General features: G+C 52.7%; 15 protein-coding genes. 9 read left to right on the plus strand and 6 right to left on the minus strand.

Annotated features, from left to right (window positions below; translation table 11 throughout):
• Positions 1-278 precede the first annotated feature (278 nt).
• On the plus strand, positions 279-887 hold the full coding sequence (locus MUG06_RS12285; protein WP_243078762.1) for a hypothetical protein: 609 nt from the start codon (positions 279-281) through the stop codon (positions 885-887).
• A gap of 272 nt (positions 888-1,159) precedes the next feature.
• Positions 1,160-3,550: a glucose/quinate/shikimate family membrane-bound PQQ-dependent dehydrogenase gene (locus MUG06_RS12290; protein WP_215847856.1), complete on the plus strand. Its 2,391-nt coding sequence runs from the start codon at positions 1,160-1,162 to the stop codon at positions 3,548-3,550.
• Positions 3,551-3,745: 195 nt separating this feature from the next.
• Here MUG06_RS12290 and MUG06_RS12295 read toward each other — a convergent pair whose 3' ends face one another.
• The 3 genes from MUG06_RS12295 to MUG06_RS12305 form a co-directional block, all read right to left on the minus strand.
• Positions 3,746-4,948 carry an MFS transporter gene (locus tag MUG06_RS12295; RefSeq protein ID WP_243078763.1) on the minus strand — a complete coding sequence of 401 codons (1,203 nt, stop codon included), beginning with the start codon at positions 4,946-4,948 and terminating at the stop codon, positions 3,746-3,748.
• A gap of 110 nt (positions 4,949-5,058) precedes the next feature.
• Positions 5,059-5,955: a LysR family transcriptional regulator gene (locus MUG06_RS12300; RefSeq protein ID WP_215847858.1), complete on the minus strand. Its 897-nt coding sequence runs from the start codon at positions 5,953-5,955 to the stop codon at positions 5,059-5,061.
• Between the two features lie 729 nt (positions 5,956-6,684).
• Positions 6,685-7,053: a helix-turn-helix domain-containing protein gene (locus MUG06_RS12305; protein ID WP_215847859.1), complete on the minus strand. Its 369-nt coding sequence runs from the start codon at positions 7,051-7,053 to the stop codon at positions 6,685-6,687.
• Between the two features lie 245 nt (positions 7,054-7,298).
• Between MUG06_RS12305 and MUG06_RS12310 the strand changes: the two genes are divergently transcribed.
• The 3 genes from MUG06_RS12310 (at position 7,299) to MUG06_RS12320 (ending at position 10,455) form a co-directional block, all read left to right on the plus strand.
• Complete coding sequence (locus MUG06_RS12310) at positions 7,299-7,958, plus strand: response regulator (protein ID WP_215847860.1); 660 nt, start codon at positions 7,299-7,301, stop codon at positions 7,956-7,958.
• Positions 7,955-9,310 carry an ATP-binding protein gene (locus MUG06_RS12315; protein ID WP_243078764.1) on the plus strand — a complete coding sequence of 452 codons (1,356 nt, stop codon included), beginning with the start codon at positions 7,955-7,957 and terminating at the stop codon, positions 9,308-9,310. The genes MUG06_RS12310 and MUG06_RS12315 overlap by 4 nt, the downstream gene beginning before the upstream one ends.
• A 278-nt stretch (positions 9,311-9,588) precedes the next feature.
• A complete protein-coding gene (locus tag MUG06_RS12320) occupies positions 9,589-10,455 on the plus strand; it encodes a nucleoside-specific channel-forming protein Tsx (RefSeq protein ID WP_243078765.1) in 867 nt (288 codons plus the stop codon).
• A 62-nt stretch (positions 10,456-10,517) separates the two neighbouring features.
• On the opposite strand, the gene yjdN is transcribed toward MUG06_RS12320, so the two are convergent.
• Together yjdN and MUG06_RS12330 are read right to left on the minus strand one after the other, a co-directional pair.
• The gene (gene yjdN / locus MUG06_RS12325) at positions 10,518-10,955 is read right to left on the minus strand and encodes a VOC family metalloprotein YjdN (RefSeq protein WP_243078766.1); all 438 of its coding nucleotides are present in this window, start codon (positions 10,953-10,955) and stop codon (positions 10,518-10,520) included.
• Between the two features lie 75 nt (positions 10,956-11,030).
• Positions 11,031-11,930 (minus strand): LysR family transcriptional regulator, encoded by a 900-nt coding sequence (locus MUG06_RS12330; RefSeq protein WP_243078767.1) that lies wholly within the window; start codon positions 11,928-11,930, stop codon positions 11,031-11,033.
• 114 nt (positions 11,931-12,044) lie between these two features.
• Here MUG06_RS12330 and MUG06_RS12335 point away from each other — a divergent pair, with 114 nt between their 5' ends.
• The 4 genes from MUG06_RS12335 to MUG06_RS12350 all read left to right on the plus strand — a co-directional run bounded on the left by MUG06_RS12335 (position 12,045) and on the right by MUG06_RS12350 (position 17,987).
• Positions 12,045-13,358, plus strand: coding sequence for an amidohydrolase (locus MUG06_RS12335; protein WP_243078768.1), 1,314 nt, complete (start codon positions 12,045-12,047; stop codon positions 13,356-13,358).
• Positions 13,355-14,797: a M20 family metallopeptidase gene (locus MUG06_RS12340; RefSeq protein WP_243078769.1), complete on the plus strand. Its 1,443-nt coding sequence runs from the start codon at positions 13,355-13,357 to the stop codon at positions 14,795-14,797. The genes MUG06_RS12335 and MUG06_RS12340 overlap by 4 nt, the downstream gene beginning before the upstream one ends.
• 67 nt (positions 14,798-14,864) lie before the next feature.
• Positions 14,865-16,385, plus strand: coding sequence for a p-aminobenzoyl-glutamate transporter (gene abgT / locus MUG06_RS12345; RefSeq protein WP_215847863.1), 1,521 nt, complete (start codon positions 14,865-14,867; stop codon positions 16,383-16,385).
• A 189-nt stretch (positions 16,386-16,574) separates the two neighbouring features.
• Entirely contained in the window at positions 16,575-17,987 is a 1,413-nt protein-coding gene (locus MUG06_RS12350; RefSeq protein ID WP_243078770.1) for an MFS transporter, read from the plus strand.
• A 233-nt stretch (positions 17,988-18,220) separates the two neighbouring features.
• On the opposite strand, the gene MUG06_RS12355 is transcribed toward MUG06_RS12350, so the two are convergent.
• The gene (locus tag MUG06_RS12355; protein ID WP_243078771.1) at positions 18,221-19,531 is read right to left on the minus strand and encodes a cytochrome c; all 1,311 of its coding nucleotides are present in this window, start codon (positions 19,529-19,531) and stop codon (positions 18,221-18,223) included.
• Between the last annotated feature and the right edge of the window lie 5 nt (positions 19,532-19,536).

Below are 19,536 nucleotides of genomic sequence, written 5' to 3' on the forward strand. Positions count from 1 at the left end.
TCCCGTGCGAACGATCGTTGACGTTCATTCACTTACGCGATGTTATTTTGATAATTCAATTAACGTTCTACTTGTTCCGCTTGTTGAATATATTTGTCGTAATTATTGGAAGCCAAGCGGTAATTTCCCGGTTTAATACCAGATATAAATTAAATAACACAATAAAAAGGGTGATTTGACTTACAAAATTGTTTTATATTTAGCCGCGTTTTTAACGTAAAAATGTTTATATCAATAATTAATATCCAATTAATTTTTATAATTTTTTAATAGAGATAATGGAAAACAGTTTATACAATCCTTATGTTACTGAACAAATTCATCACGTGAATAGTAATGTCGCTGGCATTTGCTATAGCGTGCCTTATCTCCATTCAACCCGTTCAACCCAGGACAATCCAAACATACTTAATACGCGCAACATAATTTCATTACATAACCAACTCGCTAATGAAGCAACATTAATGATTATCCCGTTTGAAGAAATTAGATTACAGGGAATGATTAAGGTGCCTCAGGCTTATTCTCATTTGAAAAACAGCCGCGTTAGGCTTGGTATCAATTATTCCAGTTTAAAAGCGCATTACGCGGCACTGCTTGAATTATCAAACGATTTTAGTTTCTGGCTCTATGACTTTGCACCGCCTGGCGCAGACTGGCGCGTGATGGATTCTTTTCCCCTCTCTGGCATTGTGCTGAATGAAAGTTTCTTTAATGAAAATTATCAAAAATTCACCTTTCCTTTTTTTATGGCGTCATTTCGTGAAAGAGACGCTGAGGTGATTGTCCGCAGTCATGAACCGCGATTATCGACTGAACAATTGGCGGCGTTGAATATTACTGGTTGGCAGCAACAGCGCTCTGAAGGTGAACTGCTGGAGATATAACGCTAAATATGGCTTCGTTGTCTTAAGGGCGCATACTCGCGCCCTTACCTCGCATATAACCCCATAAAATGTCGCATTATTCATTACGTTAAGAGCATTAAGCTAAAAAAATCAAACCTCTTAACGATTTTGCTATAACATTTACTTCACAGGGATCTAAAGACTTATTGGAAGAGTCAGATAAGAACACCTTTTCCATCAGTATCTTATAACTGAAAACAGCTTATACGGTTGTTTTCTCATGTTTATGGCAACGAAACGAGGTCGATATTATGGGGAAAAACTCCTCATCTTTTGGCGTAATTCGTCTCCTGACAGTGCTGTTCGCAGTGCTGACGGGTGCGTTTATGTTGATTGGCGGTATTTGGTTAGCCGCCATTGGTGGTTCCTGGTATTACATCATCGGCGGTGCAGCGATGCTGCTTACCGCTTTCCTGATTTGGCGTCGCAACAGTGCCGCGCTGATCGTTTACGCTTTGCTGCTGCTCGCCACATTGGTGTGGGGTGTCTGGGAAGTCGGCACTGACTTCTGGGCGCTGGCACCGCGTACCGACGTACTGGTGATCTTCGGCATTTGGCTGATTCTGCCGTTTGTTTATCGCGGCTTTAACAGCGTCGGCAAAGGTGCGTTAGGCGCAATGGGCGTGGCGTTGGTTGCCAGCGTTCTGGTTCTCGCCTATGCCGTCTTCAACGATCCGCAGGTTATTGAGGGTTCAGTGCCGGCGACTGCCGACAATGCTCCTCAAGCCCAGCCGCTAAGCAACATCGCTGACGCTGACTGGCCAGCTTATGCCCGCGACCAGCAGGGTACGCGTTTTTCTCCGCTGAAGCAGATCAACAATCAGAACGTCAAAGAGCTGCAGGTTGCCTGGCAGTTCCAGACCGGCGATTTGAAAACCGCGAACGATCCGGGTGAAATCACCGATGAAGTCACGCCGATTAAAATCCGCGACACGCTTTATCTCTGTTCCCCGCATCAGATTCTGTTTGCGCTGGATGCAACAACCGGTAAGCAAAAATGGAAATTTGATCCCGGCTTGAAGCCGAACCCAACATTCCAGCATATTACCTGTCGTGGCGTCTCTTACCATGAAGTTCCGGCCGCAGCGGATGCAGCAAACAGCCAGCCTGCGCTGTGCTCGCGTCGTGTCTATCTGCCAGTGAACGATGGTCGTCTGTTTGCGTTGGATGCAGAAACCGGTGAGCGTTGCCCAGCATTCGGCAATAACGGCGAGCTGGATCTGCAGCACAAGCAGCCGGTTACTACGCCGGGCCAGTATGAGCCTACTTCTCCGCCAATCATCACCGATACCACTATCGTGATGGCAGGTGCCGTAACAGATAACTACTCTACCCGTGAACCTTCAGGTGCTATTCGTGGCTTTGATGTGAACACCGGTAAACTGTTGTGGGTGTTTGATCCAGGCGCGAAAGATCCTAACGCGATTCCGGCTGATGAACACACCTTCACCATGAACTCGCCGAACTCGTGGGCCCCTGCGGTTTACGATCCAAAACTGGATACCGTTTACCTGCCGATGGGCGTTACCACGCCAGATATCTGGGGCGGTAATCGCACGCCAGAGCAGGAGCGTTACGCGAGCAGCGTGCTGGCTCTGAACGCCACTACCGGTAAACTGGTATGGTCGTATCAGACTGTTCACCACGATTTGTGGGATATGGACTTGCCTTCACAGCCAACGCTGGCTGATATCACCGACAAAGATGGCAACACCGTTCCGGTGATTTATGCTCCGGCTAAAACCGGTAACATCTTCGTGTTGGATCGTCGTACGGGTAAGCCAGTGGTTCCTGCGCCAGAAACGCCGGTTCCACAGGGTGCCGCCAAAGGCGATCATGTCTCTGCCACGCAACCGTACTCTGAACTGACCTTCCGTCCTAAACAGAATCTGACAGACAAGGACATGTGGGGCGCGACGATGTATGACCAGCTGGTGTGCCGCGTGATCTTCAAGCGTCTGCGCTATGAAGGTCCGTTCACGCCGCCGTCAGAGCAAGGTACGTTGGTGTTCCCAGGTAACCTCGGCATGTTCGAATGGGGCGGTATTGCGGTCGATCCACATCGTCAGATCGCGATTGCTAACCCAATGGCGCTGCCGTTTGTGTCGAAGCTGATCCCGCGTGGTCCCGGCAACCCAATTGAGCCACCGAAAGGTGCTGAAGGCGGTTCCGGTACAGAAACCGGTATTCAGCCACAGTACGGCGTGCCTTACGGCGTTGAGCTGAATCCGTTCCTTTCTCCGTTCGGTCTGCCGTGTAAGCAACCAGCATGGGGTTACGTTTCTGCTGTTGACCTGAAAACCAACGACGTAGTGTGGAAAAAACGTATCGGTACCGTCCGCGACAGCGCACCGGTTCCAGTACCGTTCAAAATGGGCATGCCAATGTTGGGCGGCCCAATCACTACCGCCGGTAAAGTCTTCTTCATTGGTGCAACCGCAGATAACTATCTGCGCGCTTTCAGCACCGATACCGGTGAAATGTTGTGGCAGGCACGTCTGCCAGCAGGCGGCCAGGCAACGCCGATGACCTATGAAGTAAATGGCAAGCAGTATGTTGTCATTGCTGCTGGCGGCCACGGTTCGTTTGGTACCAAGCTGGGTGATTATGTGATTGCCTATGCATTGCCAGACAGCAAGTAATACGCGTTAAGCGAATGACACAAGGCGGACTTCGGTCCGCCTTTTTTTATGGCTAATGCTTTCCGCATGCGGCAGCGTCTCCTTCTTCAAATACGGCAGCGTCTCCTTCCCCAAATATGGCAGCGCCTCCTCCCCCCGCTTCGCGGGGGAAGGCCGGGATGGGGGACAGCGAGCTCTGAGCGAACGCCAACCCCATTAACCTCGGCTACGCCGCCAGTTCAGCCAGCTACACATTGCCATCACTACGCAGGTGGCTAAAAATACCGGCCTCATTCCAAAAGCGCCGCCGACAAATCCACCAAACAGTGGCCCGCTGACCTGACCGATATACTGCGCCGAAGTCGAATAGCCCAGCATCCGTCCGACCTGCGTTTCCGGCGCGTTGTGGCGGATAATCGCGGTGATGCAGGGCATTAATCCGCCCAGCGCCATTCCCATCAGGAATCGCAAAACCACTAATTGCCATGCCGCCGTGATAAATGCCTGCGGGATTAATAACAGCGCACACACCAGCAAACCTGCGGTTAACACACGCCAGTGGCCAATACGATCCGCCAGCTTACCCAGCCTCGGTGCAGAGAGAATGCTGCCCAACGCGGCGGCAGACATTACCAAGCCCGCCATGAATGTCACTGCCTGATCACCCTGCACAAACTGACCGATATAAAGAGTAATAATCGGTTCAATCGACATATTGGCGAAAATCAGCAGCATGCCCGAAAGCCACATTAACCGCACCAGTGAACGATTCACAGGCTGTTCCGCTTCGTGCTCTGTCGTGCTGGTTTTTTCTCTCGTTTTTGGTTTAGGGACTTCTTTTAATAAAAAGGTCGTCGCCAGGAAAGCGAGGAAAATCACCGCACCGGTCAGCCAGAAAGTTTGTCGAATGCCAATCAACGGCGGCAACGCACCGCCCAGCAACGGACCCACGACGTTACCGGCCATAATCCCTGAGGCCAATATTCCCAGTGCCCAGCCGGTCTGCGATTTGGGTGTTTGCGAGGCCACTAAGATGGTCGAGCCAGAGGCATAACCGCCTAATAATCCCGCCAGTAAACGTAGCGCAACCAGTTGCCACGGCGCGGTTGCCATACCAATCAGCGACATCGCCACCGCCATGCCGAGGCTGGCGCGGATCAGCATCAGTTTTCGTCCGTAGCGATCGGCCAGTTTTCCCCAGAGCGGCGCGGTCAGGGCAGCTGTAAAAAACGTGGCGCCATAAGCGATGCCTGACCAACGAGCAATTGCAGCCGGTTCACTTACGCCTAATTGCTGAACATAAAGCGGCAAGAACGGCAACAGCAGTGTCATCGCTACAATGGTGCTGAACGATCCCAATACGCAAACCCATAAGTTGCGCCGCCAGTGTTGAAACTCCACAACTGCACTCTGTTCCATAGCAAATTCCCGATAATGATCAGGGAGTCAGGCTACCAATGGTGCATATCAAACAACAGTCGCGGCGTGATATTTACTCTGTAGCCCTTTCTGTTGCTACTTAACAACAATCACGCCGATGCTAATGCGTTAATTAGCGTGTCGCAGAGTAAGCTGATGGGCGAAGTCGGCTGTTCTGCATCGTGTAATAGCAGATAGCTTTGCAGGCGATCCATTTGCCATTCCGGCAATAGCTGCTGAATTTCTCCCCGCGCCACTGCTTCCTGCGCCATATAGGAAGGCAGATAAGCAATACCGCTACCGGCGAGTGCGGCGTTTAATAGCGCCATGCTGTTGTTAGCACGAAAACGGCTGCGAACTTCCACCACCAGTCGCTGCTTATCTCGGCGAAACGGCAGTGCCGCCGTGTGCGCAGGGCCATGAAACATCAGCAAATCATGGCGTGGCAACATATCAGGATGGCTAATAGCAGGATGCTGCATCAGATAACCTGGCGCGGCGTACAATCCCCAATCGATATCGCTGAGGACGCGAAAATTGCCCTGCTGAGGTGCACGGGCGCGGATAACAATCGCCACATCAACCTGATCGCTGATTTCATCACTGTTGCGATCGGTTAAATCAAGATCAATATTGATATGCAGGTGGCGGCGAAGAAAGCGATTAAGCAGCGGCACAATACATTGGCAGCCATACGTTACCGGTGCTTGCAACCGCACATTGCCTGTAAGTTCCTGATGCATCTGCTGCACGAAGGCATCCGCACGATGCATCTCAGCTAGCATCCGCATGCAGAAAGGATAATAGGCCTGCCCCAGTTCAGTGAGCGCCATTTTGCGGGTGGTGCGTTGTAAAAGTTTGATACCAAGCCGCACTTCCAGCCGGGCAATTTCGCGACTGACGTGAGATTTAGATAATCCCAGTGCGCGTGCCGCCTCGGTGAAACTTTTTAACTCTACGACACGCGCAAACAACAGCATGGCGGTCAGGTTATCACTGTTATCCATTACTCATCCCTGGCTGATCTCTTTCGCATCATTTGAAATAAAAATATCATACGTTACGCTCAGGGCGTTAATTCGCGTTTATCGTGAGTTTATATTTAAATCAATGTCGTTTCACACGCTGAACTAACCAAGAAGGAAAATAAGAGAGTGGAGTTTTAAAGCGGTATTTTTTTGATCTGCTATCGGTAATTATGTCGATAAACCTGCCCAGAAACTAATAACGGACATTAGCGTATAAGGTTTAATTGAAGGCGATAAAAATGGCATTATCAATGCGGCAACAGGCGACGAAACCAGCAGAACCTCACCCGGTTAAAAATGCCAAAAAGTAGGCACAGCGGTGCTTAGGATGGTGCTATCTTCAGTGAAGCCTTCAACAGTGACTTCAACAGCAATGCCAATGCAGGAGGTCATTCAGAGGGAAACTGCAACCGAGCGAAAATATCCTCATCGCGGAAAAAAACAATAAAACTAACCAATGAGAAACAGCCTTTACTTTATTTTTTCATGCTCGCCGTTCTGTTATTTTCTCTTGCTCTGTCTAATACAAACGAATTTCATCTTGGCTGATATGTCTTACTCTCGTCAGTATCCCGCCTGTTTATTATTATTCGGGTACATGCCGAATTCGTACACCTGCCAATACCATCATTTGGCCAAAGGCGATCATTCCGACGTTCTCGATCAACAGCGTTTGCAACGCATGCCATGGCAAGAACGTCGGAATTTTCAGCTTGCCATAGCCAGCGGGAATAAAAGACGATCGGGTTCGACGCGTCTTTGACGACGCAGTTGCCCTGGCGTCACCATAAAATAGTTTTTAAAGGTACGCGTATACGCCTGCTGCGTATCGAAACCATAACTCATCGCCACCTGTAAAATGGCTTCATTGCTACTGAGCAAGGTCAACGCAGACTCGGTTAAACGCCGCTGACGAATATATTCAGCCAGTGAGAAACCGGTGTGCTGCCGGAATAATCGTTGCAGGTGCCAACGGGAATAGCCGGAGCGACGTGCTACCTCGTCCAGATGCAAATCGTGTCCTAAATTGCCTTCAATCCACTCCAGCAAACTACGAATAAACTCGCGCTGATTCATGGGTTCCTCCTGATATCGCCTGATGTGCAGTGAACCCACTTTAACGCGTTAAATTTATCCCTTAATTAGCAGAAAATTAGCGCAGAATTAGCATCTGCGCTTTTCGGGTCTTAAACCTGACCTAAAACGTGCTGCGGCCACCTGTCTACCGCGTGAAGGTTAACGGATATAATTCTGCGCTAACTATCCAGCGCTAAACTGCTGCCAGCGCTACACTGCCAGCAACTTTTTAGAGGACATCATCCATGCGTGTGTTGTTAGTCGAAGATGATGAAATGATTGGCGCAAATTTACAGCAGGCGCTGGAAGCAGCGGGCTGGTCAGTTGACTGGGTTCGTGACGGTGTTTTTGCCCATAATGCCTGGGCTGAGGGCGGCTACAGCTGCGTATTGCTCGATCTCGGTTTACCGCGTGATGACGGTTTGCAGGTGTTACGCCGGGCGCGCAGCCGTGGCGATGCGACGCCAGTGCTGATTCTCACCGCACGCGATACCGTGGCACAGCGCGTACAAGGGCTGGACACCGGCGCAGATGATTACCTGCTTAAACCTTTTGATCTGCAAGAAGTGCTGGCAAGAATGCGTGCCATTACCCGACGTCGTCACGGCGCGGCAGATTCGGTGTTAGGCAGCGGCGATGTGCAGCTAGACATGTTGACGCGTGAAGTGATGTACAAAGGCCAGCGCGAGCAGCTTACCGCGCGTGAATATGCGCTTTTGTATGCCTTGCTGGAGCGTCCGGGCGCCATTTTGTCTCGTGAGCAGTTGGAAAATCGCATTTACGGTTGGGGCGAAGAGGTCACCAGCAACGCGGTGGATGTGTTGATTCACGGTATGCGCCGCAAATTAGACAACGATGCAATCCGCAATGTGCGCGGGTTAGGCTGGCGAGTACCGGCAATATGAAACCTTTCACTTTTATGCGATCCCTGCGTAATAAATTATTGAGCACGCTACTGATTATCCATTTATTGATGATTGGCGGCGTGAGCTGGTATTTCTTCAGCTGCTATGGCGACATGATTGGCACTATGAAGGATGATCAGCTCTCTAAAATCGCCGATGCCTGGGCAACCAACAAACAAATTCCTGCGTTAATGCCCCTTATGGTGCCAGCCGACAAGCTGAAAAGCGCGTTTGTGGTTCAGCTCTGGGATGCCGATGGTCAACTGCGCGCCAGCTCCTGGCCAGAACTGCACGCCCCGCTGCAAGCGAAAAAAGGCTATCACGATGCCGATGTCGGCGGTTGCCATGATTGCGAATGGCGTATTTATACGCGACCCGGCCAACCCGGCAGCGATATCAAAACCATTCAGGTGATGCATAACCTGAGCTATATGAAAGAGTTGATGGTGAAGCGGGCACTCTCAGCGATCGTACCATTGATCCTAATGATGCCGCTTTCGCTGCTGGTGATCTGGTTGGTAGTGCGTAAGATCACCCGCGATCTCCGCGTCGCATCGCGCCAGATCGCCGCCCAGGAAACTCATCATCCCCACAATGTTTCGCCCGATGGCTTACCGGATGAGATCCTGCCGCTGGTTGCGGCTTACAACTCGCTGCTCGATAAACTGCGCGCAGCCTGGTCGGCCCAGCGTCAATTTTTGGAAGATGCTGCTCATGAACTGCGAACGCCTGTCACCGCTGTTACCTTACAGCTAGAAAATTTACGCCAACATATTCAACAAGGTGAAGCCAGCCGCCAGTTTGATCAGCTTGAAGCGGGCGTGACGCGCACACGTCATTTGGTCACACAGTTACTGAATATTTCACGTCAGGAAGATCAAACCGTGGTCGCCAGCATCGAGAATATTGAACTGGACGATCTGCTGAAAGAGAGCATTGAGCAGCTCATGGTTGTGGCAGATAAGCGTGGTATCGACATCGGTTTCAACGGCTCTACCCATTATCGTTTGCAAGCGAGCCGCTCCGAACTACGTAGCCTGTTCGACAACCTGATTGGTAACGCCATGTTACATACGCCAGAAGGCAGTTTGGTGGATGTTTTACTGCATCGCGTTGCGGGACAAACAGTGGTTGATATTGTTGATAACGGGCCGGGTATACCGGAATCGTTTATTGAGCGTGCTTTTGATCGCTTTGCCCGTTCGCCAGATGTGAAAGCCCAAGGCAGCGGTCTGGGTTTATCGATTGTGCGTAGCGTGGCGGAGAAGAACAGCATTCACGTCGCACTTTCCAACTGTTTCAATCCACAAGGCGCCATTTGCGGCTTGCAGGTTCGCGTTACCCTTCCCTGATCTCACCTGTTCAAAACGGAACCCGACAACGTAAACGGTTGCCTGGTTCCGTTCGCTACCCGCTATTAATGTGATCATCATCACATTTCAGCTGAATTATCATGCAACACATTTTGACAAACGTGAGCAAAATCTATTTTCTATCCCCTTGTTGCAGGCACGCTACGCGAGCTTAAAAACGCCTTTGGCTGATTAAAACAATTCACTGCCCATCAAGGGATCGATTTCACTCTGATCGCGCCAGTCGTGCAGCGGTCAAAAGCATGTGGTTAATGATAATGAAATTTAAAACGTTGGTAGCAGGTGCCTTGCTGGCATGTTCCATGAGCGGCGCTGCGCAAGCGGCTGAAAGCGATCCGCAGTATGTTTCTGACTGGTGGCACCAGAGCGTCAACGTGGTGGGCAGCTACCACACGCGTTTCGGACCCCAGTTCAACAACGATGTTTATCTGGAATATGAAGCTTTCGCCAAGAAAGATTGGTTCGATTTTTATGGCTACCTCGACCTGACAAACTTCTTCGGCGTGGGCAACAGCAATGCCAACGGCATTTTTGACCACGGCTCACCCATGTTCATGGAGATCGAACCGCGCTTCTCTATCGACAAACTGACCGGCACCAGCCTGGCGTTCGGTCCATTCAAAGAGTGGTATTTCGCCAATAACTACATCTACGACATGGGTCGTAACAGCGATAATCGCCAAAATACCTGGTACATGGGTTTAGGAACCGACATCGATACGCACAGCGACGTTGGCCTTTCATTGAACGTTTATGCGAAATACCAGTGGGAAAACTACGGCGCGGCGAACGAAAATAGCTGGGATGGCTATCGCTTCAAAGTGAAATACTTTGTACCGATCACCACGCTGTGGGGGGGGAATCTGGGTTACGTGGGCTTCACTAACTTCGATTGGGGTTCAGACCTGGCCGAAAAAGGCGGCTCTTCACGTACCAGCAACTCTATCGCCTCTAGCCACATCCTCTCTTTGGGTTACGATCACTGGCATTTCTCTGCCGTGGCGCGTTATTTCCACAATGGCGGACAGTGGGCTGATGGCCGTGAGCTGAACTTTGGTAACGGTGATTTTGAAGTGAAATCTACCGGTTGGGGTTATTACCTGGTTGCAGGTTATAACTTCTAATGCCACAGGCGGCATTCGCCGCCTGCCTCGCTCTTCCCCACTTGGGGAAGAGCGCTTTGCCTTTATTCATGCGGCTTCAAGACATTGATGCGCCATGGAATTCCGAACTTATCGATGAACATACCAAACCCTTTGGCCCAGAATGTTTCCTGCCAAGGCGTTGTGATTTTCCCCCCGGCTGATAACTTTTCAAACCAGGCTTCACCTTGCGCCGTATCGGTTGTCGCCAGGCTGACCGCGTAACCTGCGTGCTCAGAAGCGGGCGGCTGATTAGGGTTGCCGTCACTTAACATCAGCTCCCCTTGCCCGATACGCAAATGCGCATGCATGATTTTTTCAGGGGGTAGTGGCGGCGCTGATTTATCGCCGACCTGCTCGCCCTGCTCCGGCATATCGCCAAAAGTCACCTTATAGAGCAGCTCGCCACCCGTCGCATTCAAGTAAAACTCGATCGCCTCTTCACAACGGCCGTAGAGAAACAGGTAAGGACTCACTTGCATCGTAACCTCCATTGGTGGGTTGGATGGATTAATTCACCACACTCCAAAGTGTAGACGATGAGAGCCGGTCACTTGTCACTGCTGGCAATTTCTACGGAATAACTGCGCCATGTAGCTGCTCATCGGCGTTAGCGCAGCGTCTTTTCGTTGAATCAAATAAAAGGTCGCTTTCGGCAGCGGTTCATCCAGCTCTAACGCCACCAACTGTCGGCCTAAAATAGGATCATCAATCACATCCACCGACAAGATAGAGACGAAATCGCTCTGCGCCACCAGGCTGGTGCAGGCCATAAAGGTTTCGCAGGTAACGACAATTTTCGGTGCCATGCCGCGATCGCCAAACAGATCATGCAGCAAGCGATAATAGCTGCCTTTGGGCGTTGGCATGGTCCAGTCACATTGCTGCAACTCTGCCAGTGAGCGCGCTTTCTCTAGCGGATGCCCTTTCCGCACGACCACTTTGTATTCGCGCTCCATCATGCGCTCGTACATCAACTCCTGATCGAGATGGCTTTGATCATAGGTATTGATGGTGAAATCCAGCGCGCCCTGGCGCAATTCATGCACCATCGACACCAACTGGCCTTCAACAATGCGTACTTTGACCAGCGGATATTCACGGTGAAACTGATTAATTACCTGCGGCATGATGGTGCGCGCAACGCTGCCGCCTACACCAATATTCACTTGCCCACCGCCCAACCCCAGGCGCTGCTGAATATCTTCTTGCGCTACCCGCAACTCCTCTAACACCAGACTGGCGTGACGAAAAAAGTTATCACCGATGTCGGTCAACACCACACCTTGCTGGCGGCGAACAAACAGCCGTGCGCCAAGAACCGACTCCAGTTCCTGAATCGCTTTCGTCAACGCGGGCTGTGAAAGGCCCGATAAACGGCTAGCCGCGCGAATACTGCCCTGACGCGCTACGTCAACAAACGCGCGTAATTGATGAAGTTTGAGATTAGCAGGCATGATTTTTGTGATAACCGCTGTTTATCAGACACAAGATATTCGCATCTTATGTGGGTGTTTACCATTGTGTAGATTCAGAACAATGCATAAAAAACCAACACCAGGAGATTGCCGATGAACACCCTTTCCGACCACGTCAGCGCATTGATTCCGCAGATGAAAAGCTGGCGCCGCGACTTCCATCAATTTGCAGAGTCAGGCTGGCTAGAGTTCCGCACCGCTACATTGGTCGCCGAAGCGCTACACAATCTCGGTTATCAACTGCAACTGGGTCGTGAAGTGATTAATGCGGATGCACGCATGGGCTTGCCCTCTGCTGAAGTGCTACAGCTTCAGGAAGCCCGTGCGTTGCAACAAGGTGCGCTCCCGCAGTGGTTATCTTACTTCTCGGGCGGATTTTGCGGCATCGTTGCCACGTTGGAGACCGGTCGTCCCGGCCCGGTAATGGGTTTTCGCGTTGACATGGATGCGCTGGATTTGAACGAAAGTCAGGCCGCGGATCACCTGCCGCAGCGCGAAGGCTTTGCATCCTGCAATCCAGGCATGATGCACGCCTGCGGACATGATGGTCACACCACCATCGGCCTTGGCGTTGCCTCACTGTTAATGGCGATGAAAGCGCAGTTGAGCGGCACCATCAAACTTATCTTTCAGCCTGCTGAAGAAGGCGTGCGGGGTGCCAAAGCGATGGTTGAAGCGGGCGTGGTCGATGATGTTGATCTGTTCACTGCCATTCACCTCGGCACTGGCGTACCGGCAGGCGAACTGGTGTGTGGCAGCGACAGTTTCCTCGCCACCACCAAGCTGGACGTGAGCTTTACCGGAGTGGGCGCGCATGCAGGTGGCCGCCCCGAGGAAGGCCGCAATGCGCTGTTAGCGGCGGCGCAGGCCACCTTAGCGCTGCACGGTTTAACCCAGCACAGTGGCGGCGTGGCGCGCGTCAATGTTGGCGTGTTGCAGGCGGGAACGGGGCGTAATGTAGTCGCCGATTGTGCGCTGATGAAGGTGGAAACACGCGGCGTCAGCAATGAGGTTAACGACGACATTTATCAGCAGGCGCTGCGCGTCATCGCCGGTGCAGCCGCTATGTATGGCGTTGAATATGAGGTGAAGCTGATGGGCGCTGCACGCAGCTCTACGCCAACGCAACCTTGGGTAGATTTCATCCACCAGCAGGCTGAAGCGCTCGGTGTGTTCAACTCGGTTGTCGATCGCAAACAGCAAGCCGCTGGTTCGGAAGATGCCACCTACATGATGGAGCGCGTTAAGCAGCGCGGCGGACAAGCCTCCTACGCCATTTTTGGCTGCGAGCTGGCCGCGGGCCATCACAACGCGAAATTCGATTTCGACGAGAAGGTGATGGCAACCGCCGTCACATTGCTCTCTACGCTGGCGCTGAATCAGGCGCAGTTTGGCGGTGCACGATGATTGAATCGTTTATTGCGGATTATATCGAGCAGCATCAGGCCCGCTTTAGCGCACTTAGCGATGCTATATGGGACGTGCCGGAAACCCGCTTCGCCGAAACCCGCTCCTCCGCGCTGCTGGCTGATGCGCTGGCAGAAGAGGGTTTTGACGTTGAGCGCGGTGTCGGCGGCATGGATACCGCGTTTATCGCCAGTTTTGGCAGTGGCAAACCCGTTATCGGCATCCTGGGGGAATTCGATGCGCTGGCGGGCCTGAGCCAGCAGGCTGGCTGTGCACAACCGAAACCGCTGGTGGAAAACGGTAATGGTCACGGCTGCGGCCACAACCTGCTGGGTACCGCCGGGCTGGCTGCGGCGTTTGCGGTGAAAGCCTGGATGCAGCAACACAACACCGGCGGCACGCTGCGCTTTTATGGTTGCCCAGGCGAAGAAGGCGGCTCCGGCAAAACGTTTATGGTGCGTGAAGGTCTCTTCAACAATGTGGATGCCGCAGTGACCTGGCATCCTGAAGGTTTCAGCGGCATGTTCAACCTCAGCACGTTAGCCAATATTCAGGCGGCGTTTCACTTCAAAGGCGTCGCGGCACATGCCGCTAACTCACCGCATTTGGGGCGTAGCGCACTGGATGCGGTGACGCTGATGAATACCGGCGCCAATTTCTTGCGTGAACACATTGTGCAGGAAGCGCGTCTGCATTATGCGGTGACCAACAGCGGTGGCGTCTCGCCTAATGTCGTGCAGGCCGATGCCGAAGTGCTGTTCCTGATTCGCGCCCCTGAATTGCAACAGGCGCAGGATATCTATCAACGGGTGATCAATATCGCCAAAGGCGCGGCGCTGATGACAGATACCCAGATGTCAGTGCGTTTTGACAAAGCCTGTTCCAATTATGTGCCAAATCGCGCACTGGAAGCTGTGATGGAGCGTTATTTGCATCAGTTTGGCTTACCCGATTACAGCGATGAGGAGAGCGCGTTCGCGGCAGAGATCCGCGCCACGTTAACGAAAGATGACTTACGCAATGCGCAGCTGAATGCGGCACGCACGGGTGGCGAAGCGGGTCAGGCGTGGGTTGAGACGCTGGGTGACAAGCTTTTCATGGATGAGGTCGCCCCGTATGCGATCACGCGTGAAATGCTGTATGGCTCAACCGATGTCGGCGATGTGAGCTGGGTTACGCCCACTGCGCAGTGCTTTGCGCCCTGCTTTACCTTCGGTACACCGCTGCATACGTGGCAACTGGTGGCGCAAGGCCGCACCAGCATCGCGCATAAAGGCATGTTTTTGGCGGGAAAGGTGATGGCGGCAACGGCATTAACCCTGCTCAACGATGACGATGCGCTGGCGCGCTGTCGCGACGAATTCAGCAAGGCACGTCAGGCGCAGCCTTACGCATGCCCAATACCGGACGGCATCACGCCGTCAAAATTGGCCGATTGAGCCACCGGCCGCGCCTCATGGCGCGGACCGAGATAAAAACAAGCAAACACAAGACGAGGAAGGACGGATGGAAGTCGCATCGGAGAACCGCAGCCCGGGTAAGGTATTCAGCTGGATTGAACGCGTTGGCAACAAAGTACCCAATCCCTTTTTACTGTTTGTTTATTTGATTGTGGCGTTGATGGTGGCAACCGCCGTGATCAGCGCACTGGATTTAGCCGTTAAAAACCCCAGTAACGGCGAGATGGTACGGGTCAATAATTTGCTTAGCGTGGCGGGCTTACAGTGGATCCTGCCGAATATCATCAAGAACTTCAGTAGTTTTACGCCGTTGGGATCGATTCTGGCGCTGGTGATTGGCGCTGGTCTGGCGGAAAAAGTCGGGTTGCTGCAATCCCTGATGGTGAAAATGGCCTCACGCGTTAGCCGCCGTTACGCCAGCTATATGGTGCTGTTCATCGCTTTCTTTAGCCACATCTCTTCTGATGCAGCTTTAGTGGTGATGCCGCCGCTCGGCGCGCTGATTTTCCTTGCGGTCGGGCGTCATCCGGTTGCCGGGTTATTGGCCGCGATCGCGGGCGTTGCATCCGGTTTTACCGCCAACTTACTGATTGTGACCACCGACGTGTTGTTGTCGGGCATTAGTACCGAAGCGGCAAAAGCAGTGAGCGATACCGTGCACGTCAGCGTGATCGATAACTGGTTTTTCATGGCGTCGTCGGTGATTGTGCTGACCATTGCCGGCGCGCTGCTGACCGATAAATTCGTCGAGCCGCGCTTGCCGCAGTGGAAAGATGGCAGCGGCGAAAAACTTGCTGCATTGACACCGCTGGAGAATCGGGGCCTGCGTACAGCGGGCATTGCCGCGCTGCTGTTTATTGGCTTAATGGCGCTGCTGGTGGTGCCCGAACATGCGCCGCTGCGCGATCCCAAAACCGGTTCGATCATTCCCTCGCCTTTCATTCAAGGCATCGTACCGATCATCATCCTGTTCTTTTTCGTGGTGGCGATTGCTTACGGCGTGGTCACGAAGCAGATCCGTCGCCCGGATGATATTCCGCAGCTGCTGGTCGATCCGATGAAGAATATGGCGGGCTTTATCGTGATGGTGTTTCCGCTGTCGCAGTTCGTGGCGTTCTTTAACTGGAGCAACATGGGCAAATTCATGGCACTCGGTCTGACCGACGTGCTGGAAAGCGCAGGAATCAGCGGTGCACCTGCGTTTCTGGGCCTGATGTTCCTTTCAGCATTTCTTTGTATGTTTATCGCCAGCGGTTCGGCCATCTGGTCGATTCTCGCGCCGGTCTTTGTGCCGATGTTTATGCTGCTCGGCTTCCATCCCGCGTTTGCCCAGATGATTTTCCGTATTGCCGATTCCTCCGTGCTACCGCTGGCACCCATGTCGCCGTTCCTGCCGCTGTTTCTGGCCTTTCTACAGCGCTACCAAAAAGATGCACAGCTTGGCACTTACTACATGCTGATTTTCCCCTATCCGCTGGTGTTCTTTATCAGCTGGATTGCACTGCTTCTGGTCTGGTACGCGTTAGGTTTACCGATTGGTCCAGGCGTCTATCCACAACTGCATTAATCCCGATTCGCCATGGACGGCGAAAACTGCAACGTACGTTGCTAAATACTCACCAACTTGCCTCTCGGCAACGATCCTCGAATTTATTATCCTGCTATCTCTTCGCTTGCTAACGGTTAATTATTTTTAAATCTAATCAAGACCGCTAGCGAGATTTGCAAACACTGCCACACCGAGGTTTACGTAAAAATGACAACAGCCTGCCCAACAGGGATGGCGCCGACGCACGCTTCGTCGGCACCCAACAACAGCTTAGCGGGACGCATTGATGCGCTGCCTTCCTCCGCCGGTTTGTGGCGTTTCATTTCTTTGCTGGCGCTAGGCGGCTTCTTCGAACTCTACGACCTGTTTGAAACCGGCTACATCAGTTCTGGCTTGCTGGCCACCGGCGTTTTTCATACGGGCAGCGCAGGCGTGTTTGGCTTTTCCGATCAGGCCGCTTTTGCTTCTGCAACGTTTCTGGGTCTGTTTTTTGGCGCAAGCCTGCTGGCGCCCTACGCCGATCGCTTTGGTCGCCGCCTGACGTTTATGTGCGCACTCATGTGGTATGGCCTGTTTTCGCTGCTGATGGCTTTTCAGCAAAGCGCCGAAATGATCATCCTGTTCCGCTTTTTAGTCGGTATTGGCTTGGGCATTGAGCTTGTCACCATCGATACCTACTTGTCGGAATGGGTGCCTACGCATCTGCGTAGCCGCGCCTTCGCGTTTTCATTTTTCATTCAGTTTCTCTCAGTGCCTGCGGTGGCTTTGATGTCGTGGTGGCTGGTGCCGCAAACCATCCTCAGCCTGGAAGGCTGGCGCTGGGTGGTGATTGCAGGCGCGCTCTGTTCACTGGTGATTTGGTTTATTCGCAAAAACCTGCCGGAATCGGCACGCTGGCTGGCGCAACAAGGCCGTCATCAAGAGGCGCATCAGGTGCTCTCGGCAATGGAAAAGCGTTGTGGCATGACGCCGGGCGCAGATTTTCCACCCGATGATGCCGCGGCACAACTGCCGAAAAAAGGGCGTTTCAGCGAGATTTGGGCACCCGCTTATCGCAAGCGCACCCTGATGCTGGTGGTGATGAATTTCTTCCAGGCAATTGGTTTCTTCGGCTTCGGTAACTGGCTGCCCGCGCTGCTGTCGGGCAAAGGCACCACGGTCACACACAGTTTGCTTTATGCCTTTTTTATCACGCTGGCCTACCCGCTCGGTTCATTGATTTGCAGCCGTTACGCCGATAAGTTTGAAAATAAATGGCAGATTGTGATGTCGTCGCTGATGACGGTGATATTCGGCACGCTGTTCGCCTTCCAGACCAATCCGGTGCTGCTGATTATTTGCGGCTTTTTGATCACCTATTCCAACGCCTGGCTGACATTTAGCTATCACGCTTATCAAACTGAGATCTTCCCGACGCATATTCGCGCCCGTGCGGTTGGCTTTTGCTACTCGTTCAGCCGCTTATCGACAGTGTTCAGCAGCATTTTGATTGGCTTGATTTTGCAGTACGCCGGCACGCAAGGCGTGATCGCCTTTATTGTGCTGAGTATGCTGATGGTGATGTTGTCGGTGGGAATTTATGGCCCGAAAACGCGCGGCATTGATTTAGAGAATATTTAACATCTGCGCTTGTTTTTCTTAAGTGCGAGGTCGTTTGGCCCCCACCTCGGTCCTCTTGAGTGCGAGGTCGTTTGGCCCCCACCTCGGTCCTCCCCCATACATGGGGGAGGAAGATGCTGCAATATGCGAGTAGTAAAGCTGCATGTGGCAGCGTCTCCTTCCCCCGCTTCGCGGGGGAAGGCCGGGATGAGGGACAGCGTACTCCGTATAAAAAACGCGTACGCCGCCAAAAATCACTTGCCTTCCAGCACCTTGATATCTGCGCTACCAGTGCGATCCTTCACATCTTTACGCTGTTCGGCAACGTCTTTGGCGCTGACCTGTTTGTCGGACTTATTTCCCCAGCTGGTGCGGATAAAGTTCACCACATCCGCGACCTGCTGATCATTCATGCGCCAGCCAAATGCAGGCATGGTGATGGTTGATGGCGCACCTTTCACACCCGGCAATTCGCCGCCCACCAGCACGATATGAATCAGCGAGGTTGGATCGTCAGCCAACACCACCGGATTGCCGCGCATCGCAGGATAAAAACGTTGATAGCCGCTGCCATCGGTTTTATGACACGCTGCACAACTGTCGACATACAGCGAGGCACCCGCCTGATGATCATCCCCTTTCCACAGCGCTTTCGCCGTTGCCTCATCAACGCTGAACACCGTTTGATGCGGATCTTTCGCACCCAATGATTTCAGATAACGCGCAATCGCCGTGATGTCGTTGTCGCTCAAGTGCTGCAAGCTATGCTCAACCACTTCGGTCATGCCGCCAAAGGCTGCGGTGTGATCGTTACGACCGTAACGCAGGAACTGGCTCAAATCGTCTTCACTCCAGCGGCCTAAACCATCACGGTTGTCGCCGCGCAGGTTGCTGGCGGTCCAGCCGTCAACCGGTGCGCTGCTGCCAGACAAATAATCATTCCCTTCGTTATTGGTCAGGGCTTTCTCTTGCATAGTGATGCTACGTGGCGTGTGGCATGCGCCGCAGTGGCCTAAGCCTTCAACCAGATAACGTCCTCGTGCCAGCGTGGGATCTTCCTGCTCAGCCGGCTTGAAAGCCTTCACTTCCGGTGCAAACACAGTACGCCAAATCGCCAGCGGCCAACGCATCGAAAGCGGCCAGGGAATATCGCTGTCTTGATTAGCTTGATTAACTGGCGCAACGCCATGCATGAAGTAGGCATACAACGCCTTCATGTCGTCATCATTGACCACTGCATAAGAGGGAAATGGCATCGCCGGATAGAGCGTATCGCCATTTTTCGCCACGCCGTGACGCACCGCTTTTTGGAAGTCGTCGTAGCTGTAATCACCGATCCCAGTCGATTTATCCGGCGTGATATTGGTCGAATAAATAGTGCCGATCGGAGTGACCATCGGTAAGCCACCCGCAAAGGGTTTTCCGTCTTTGCTGGTGTGACACGCCACGCAGTCACCGGCACGCGCCAGATACTCGCCGCGCTTTACCAAATCGCTGTTGCTGTCGTCCGCCAGTGCAGAGAACGTCAACGTGCCCAGAATCAGGGCCAAAATGCCTTTTTTCATCGCCA

It is taken from the genome of Pantoea sp. MQR6 (assembly GCF_022761075.1).
Classification (GTDB): domain Bacteria; phylum Pseudomonadota; class Gammaproteobacteria; order Enterobacterales; family Enterobacteriaceae; genus Pantoea; species Pantoea phytostimulans.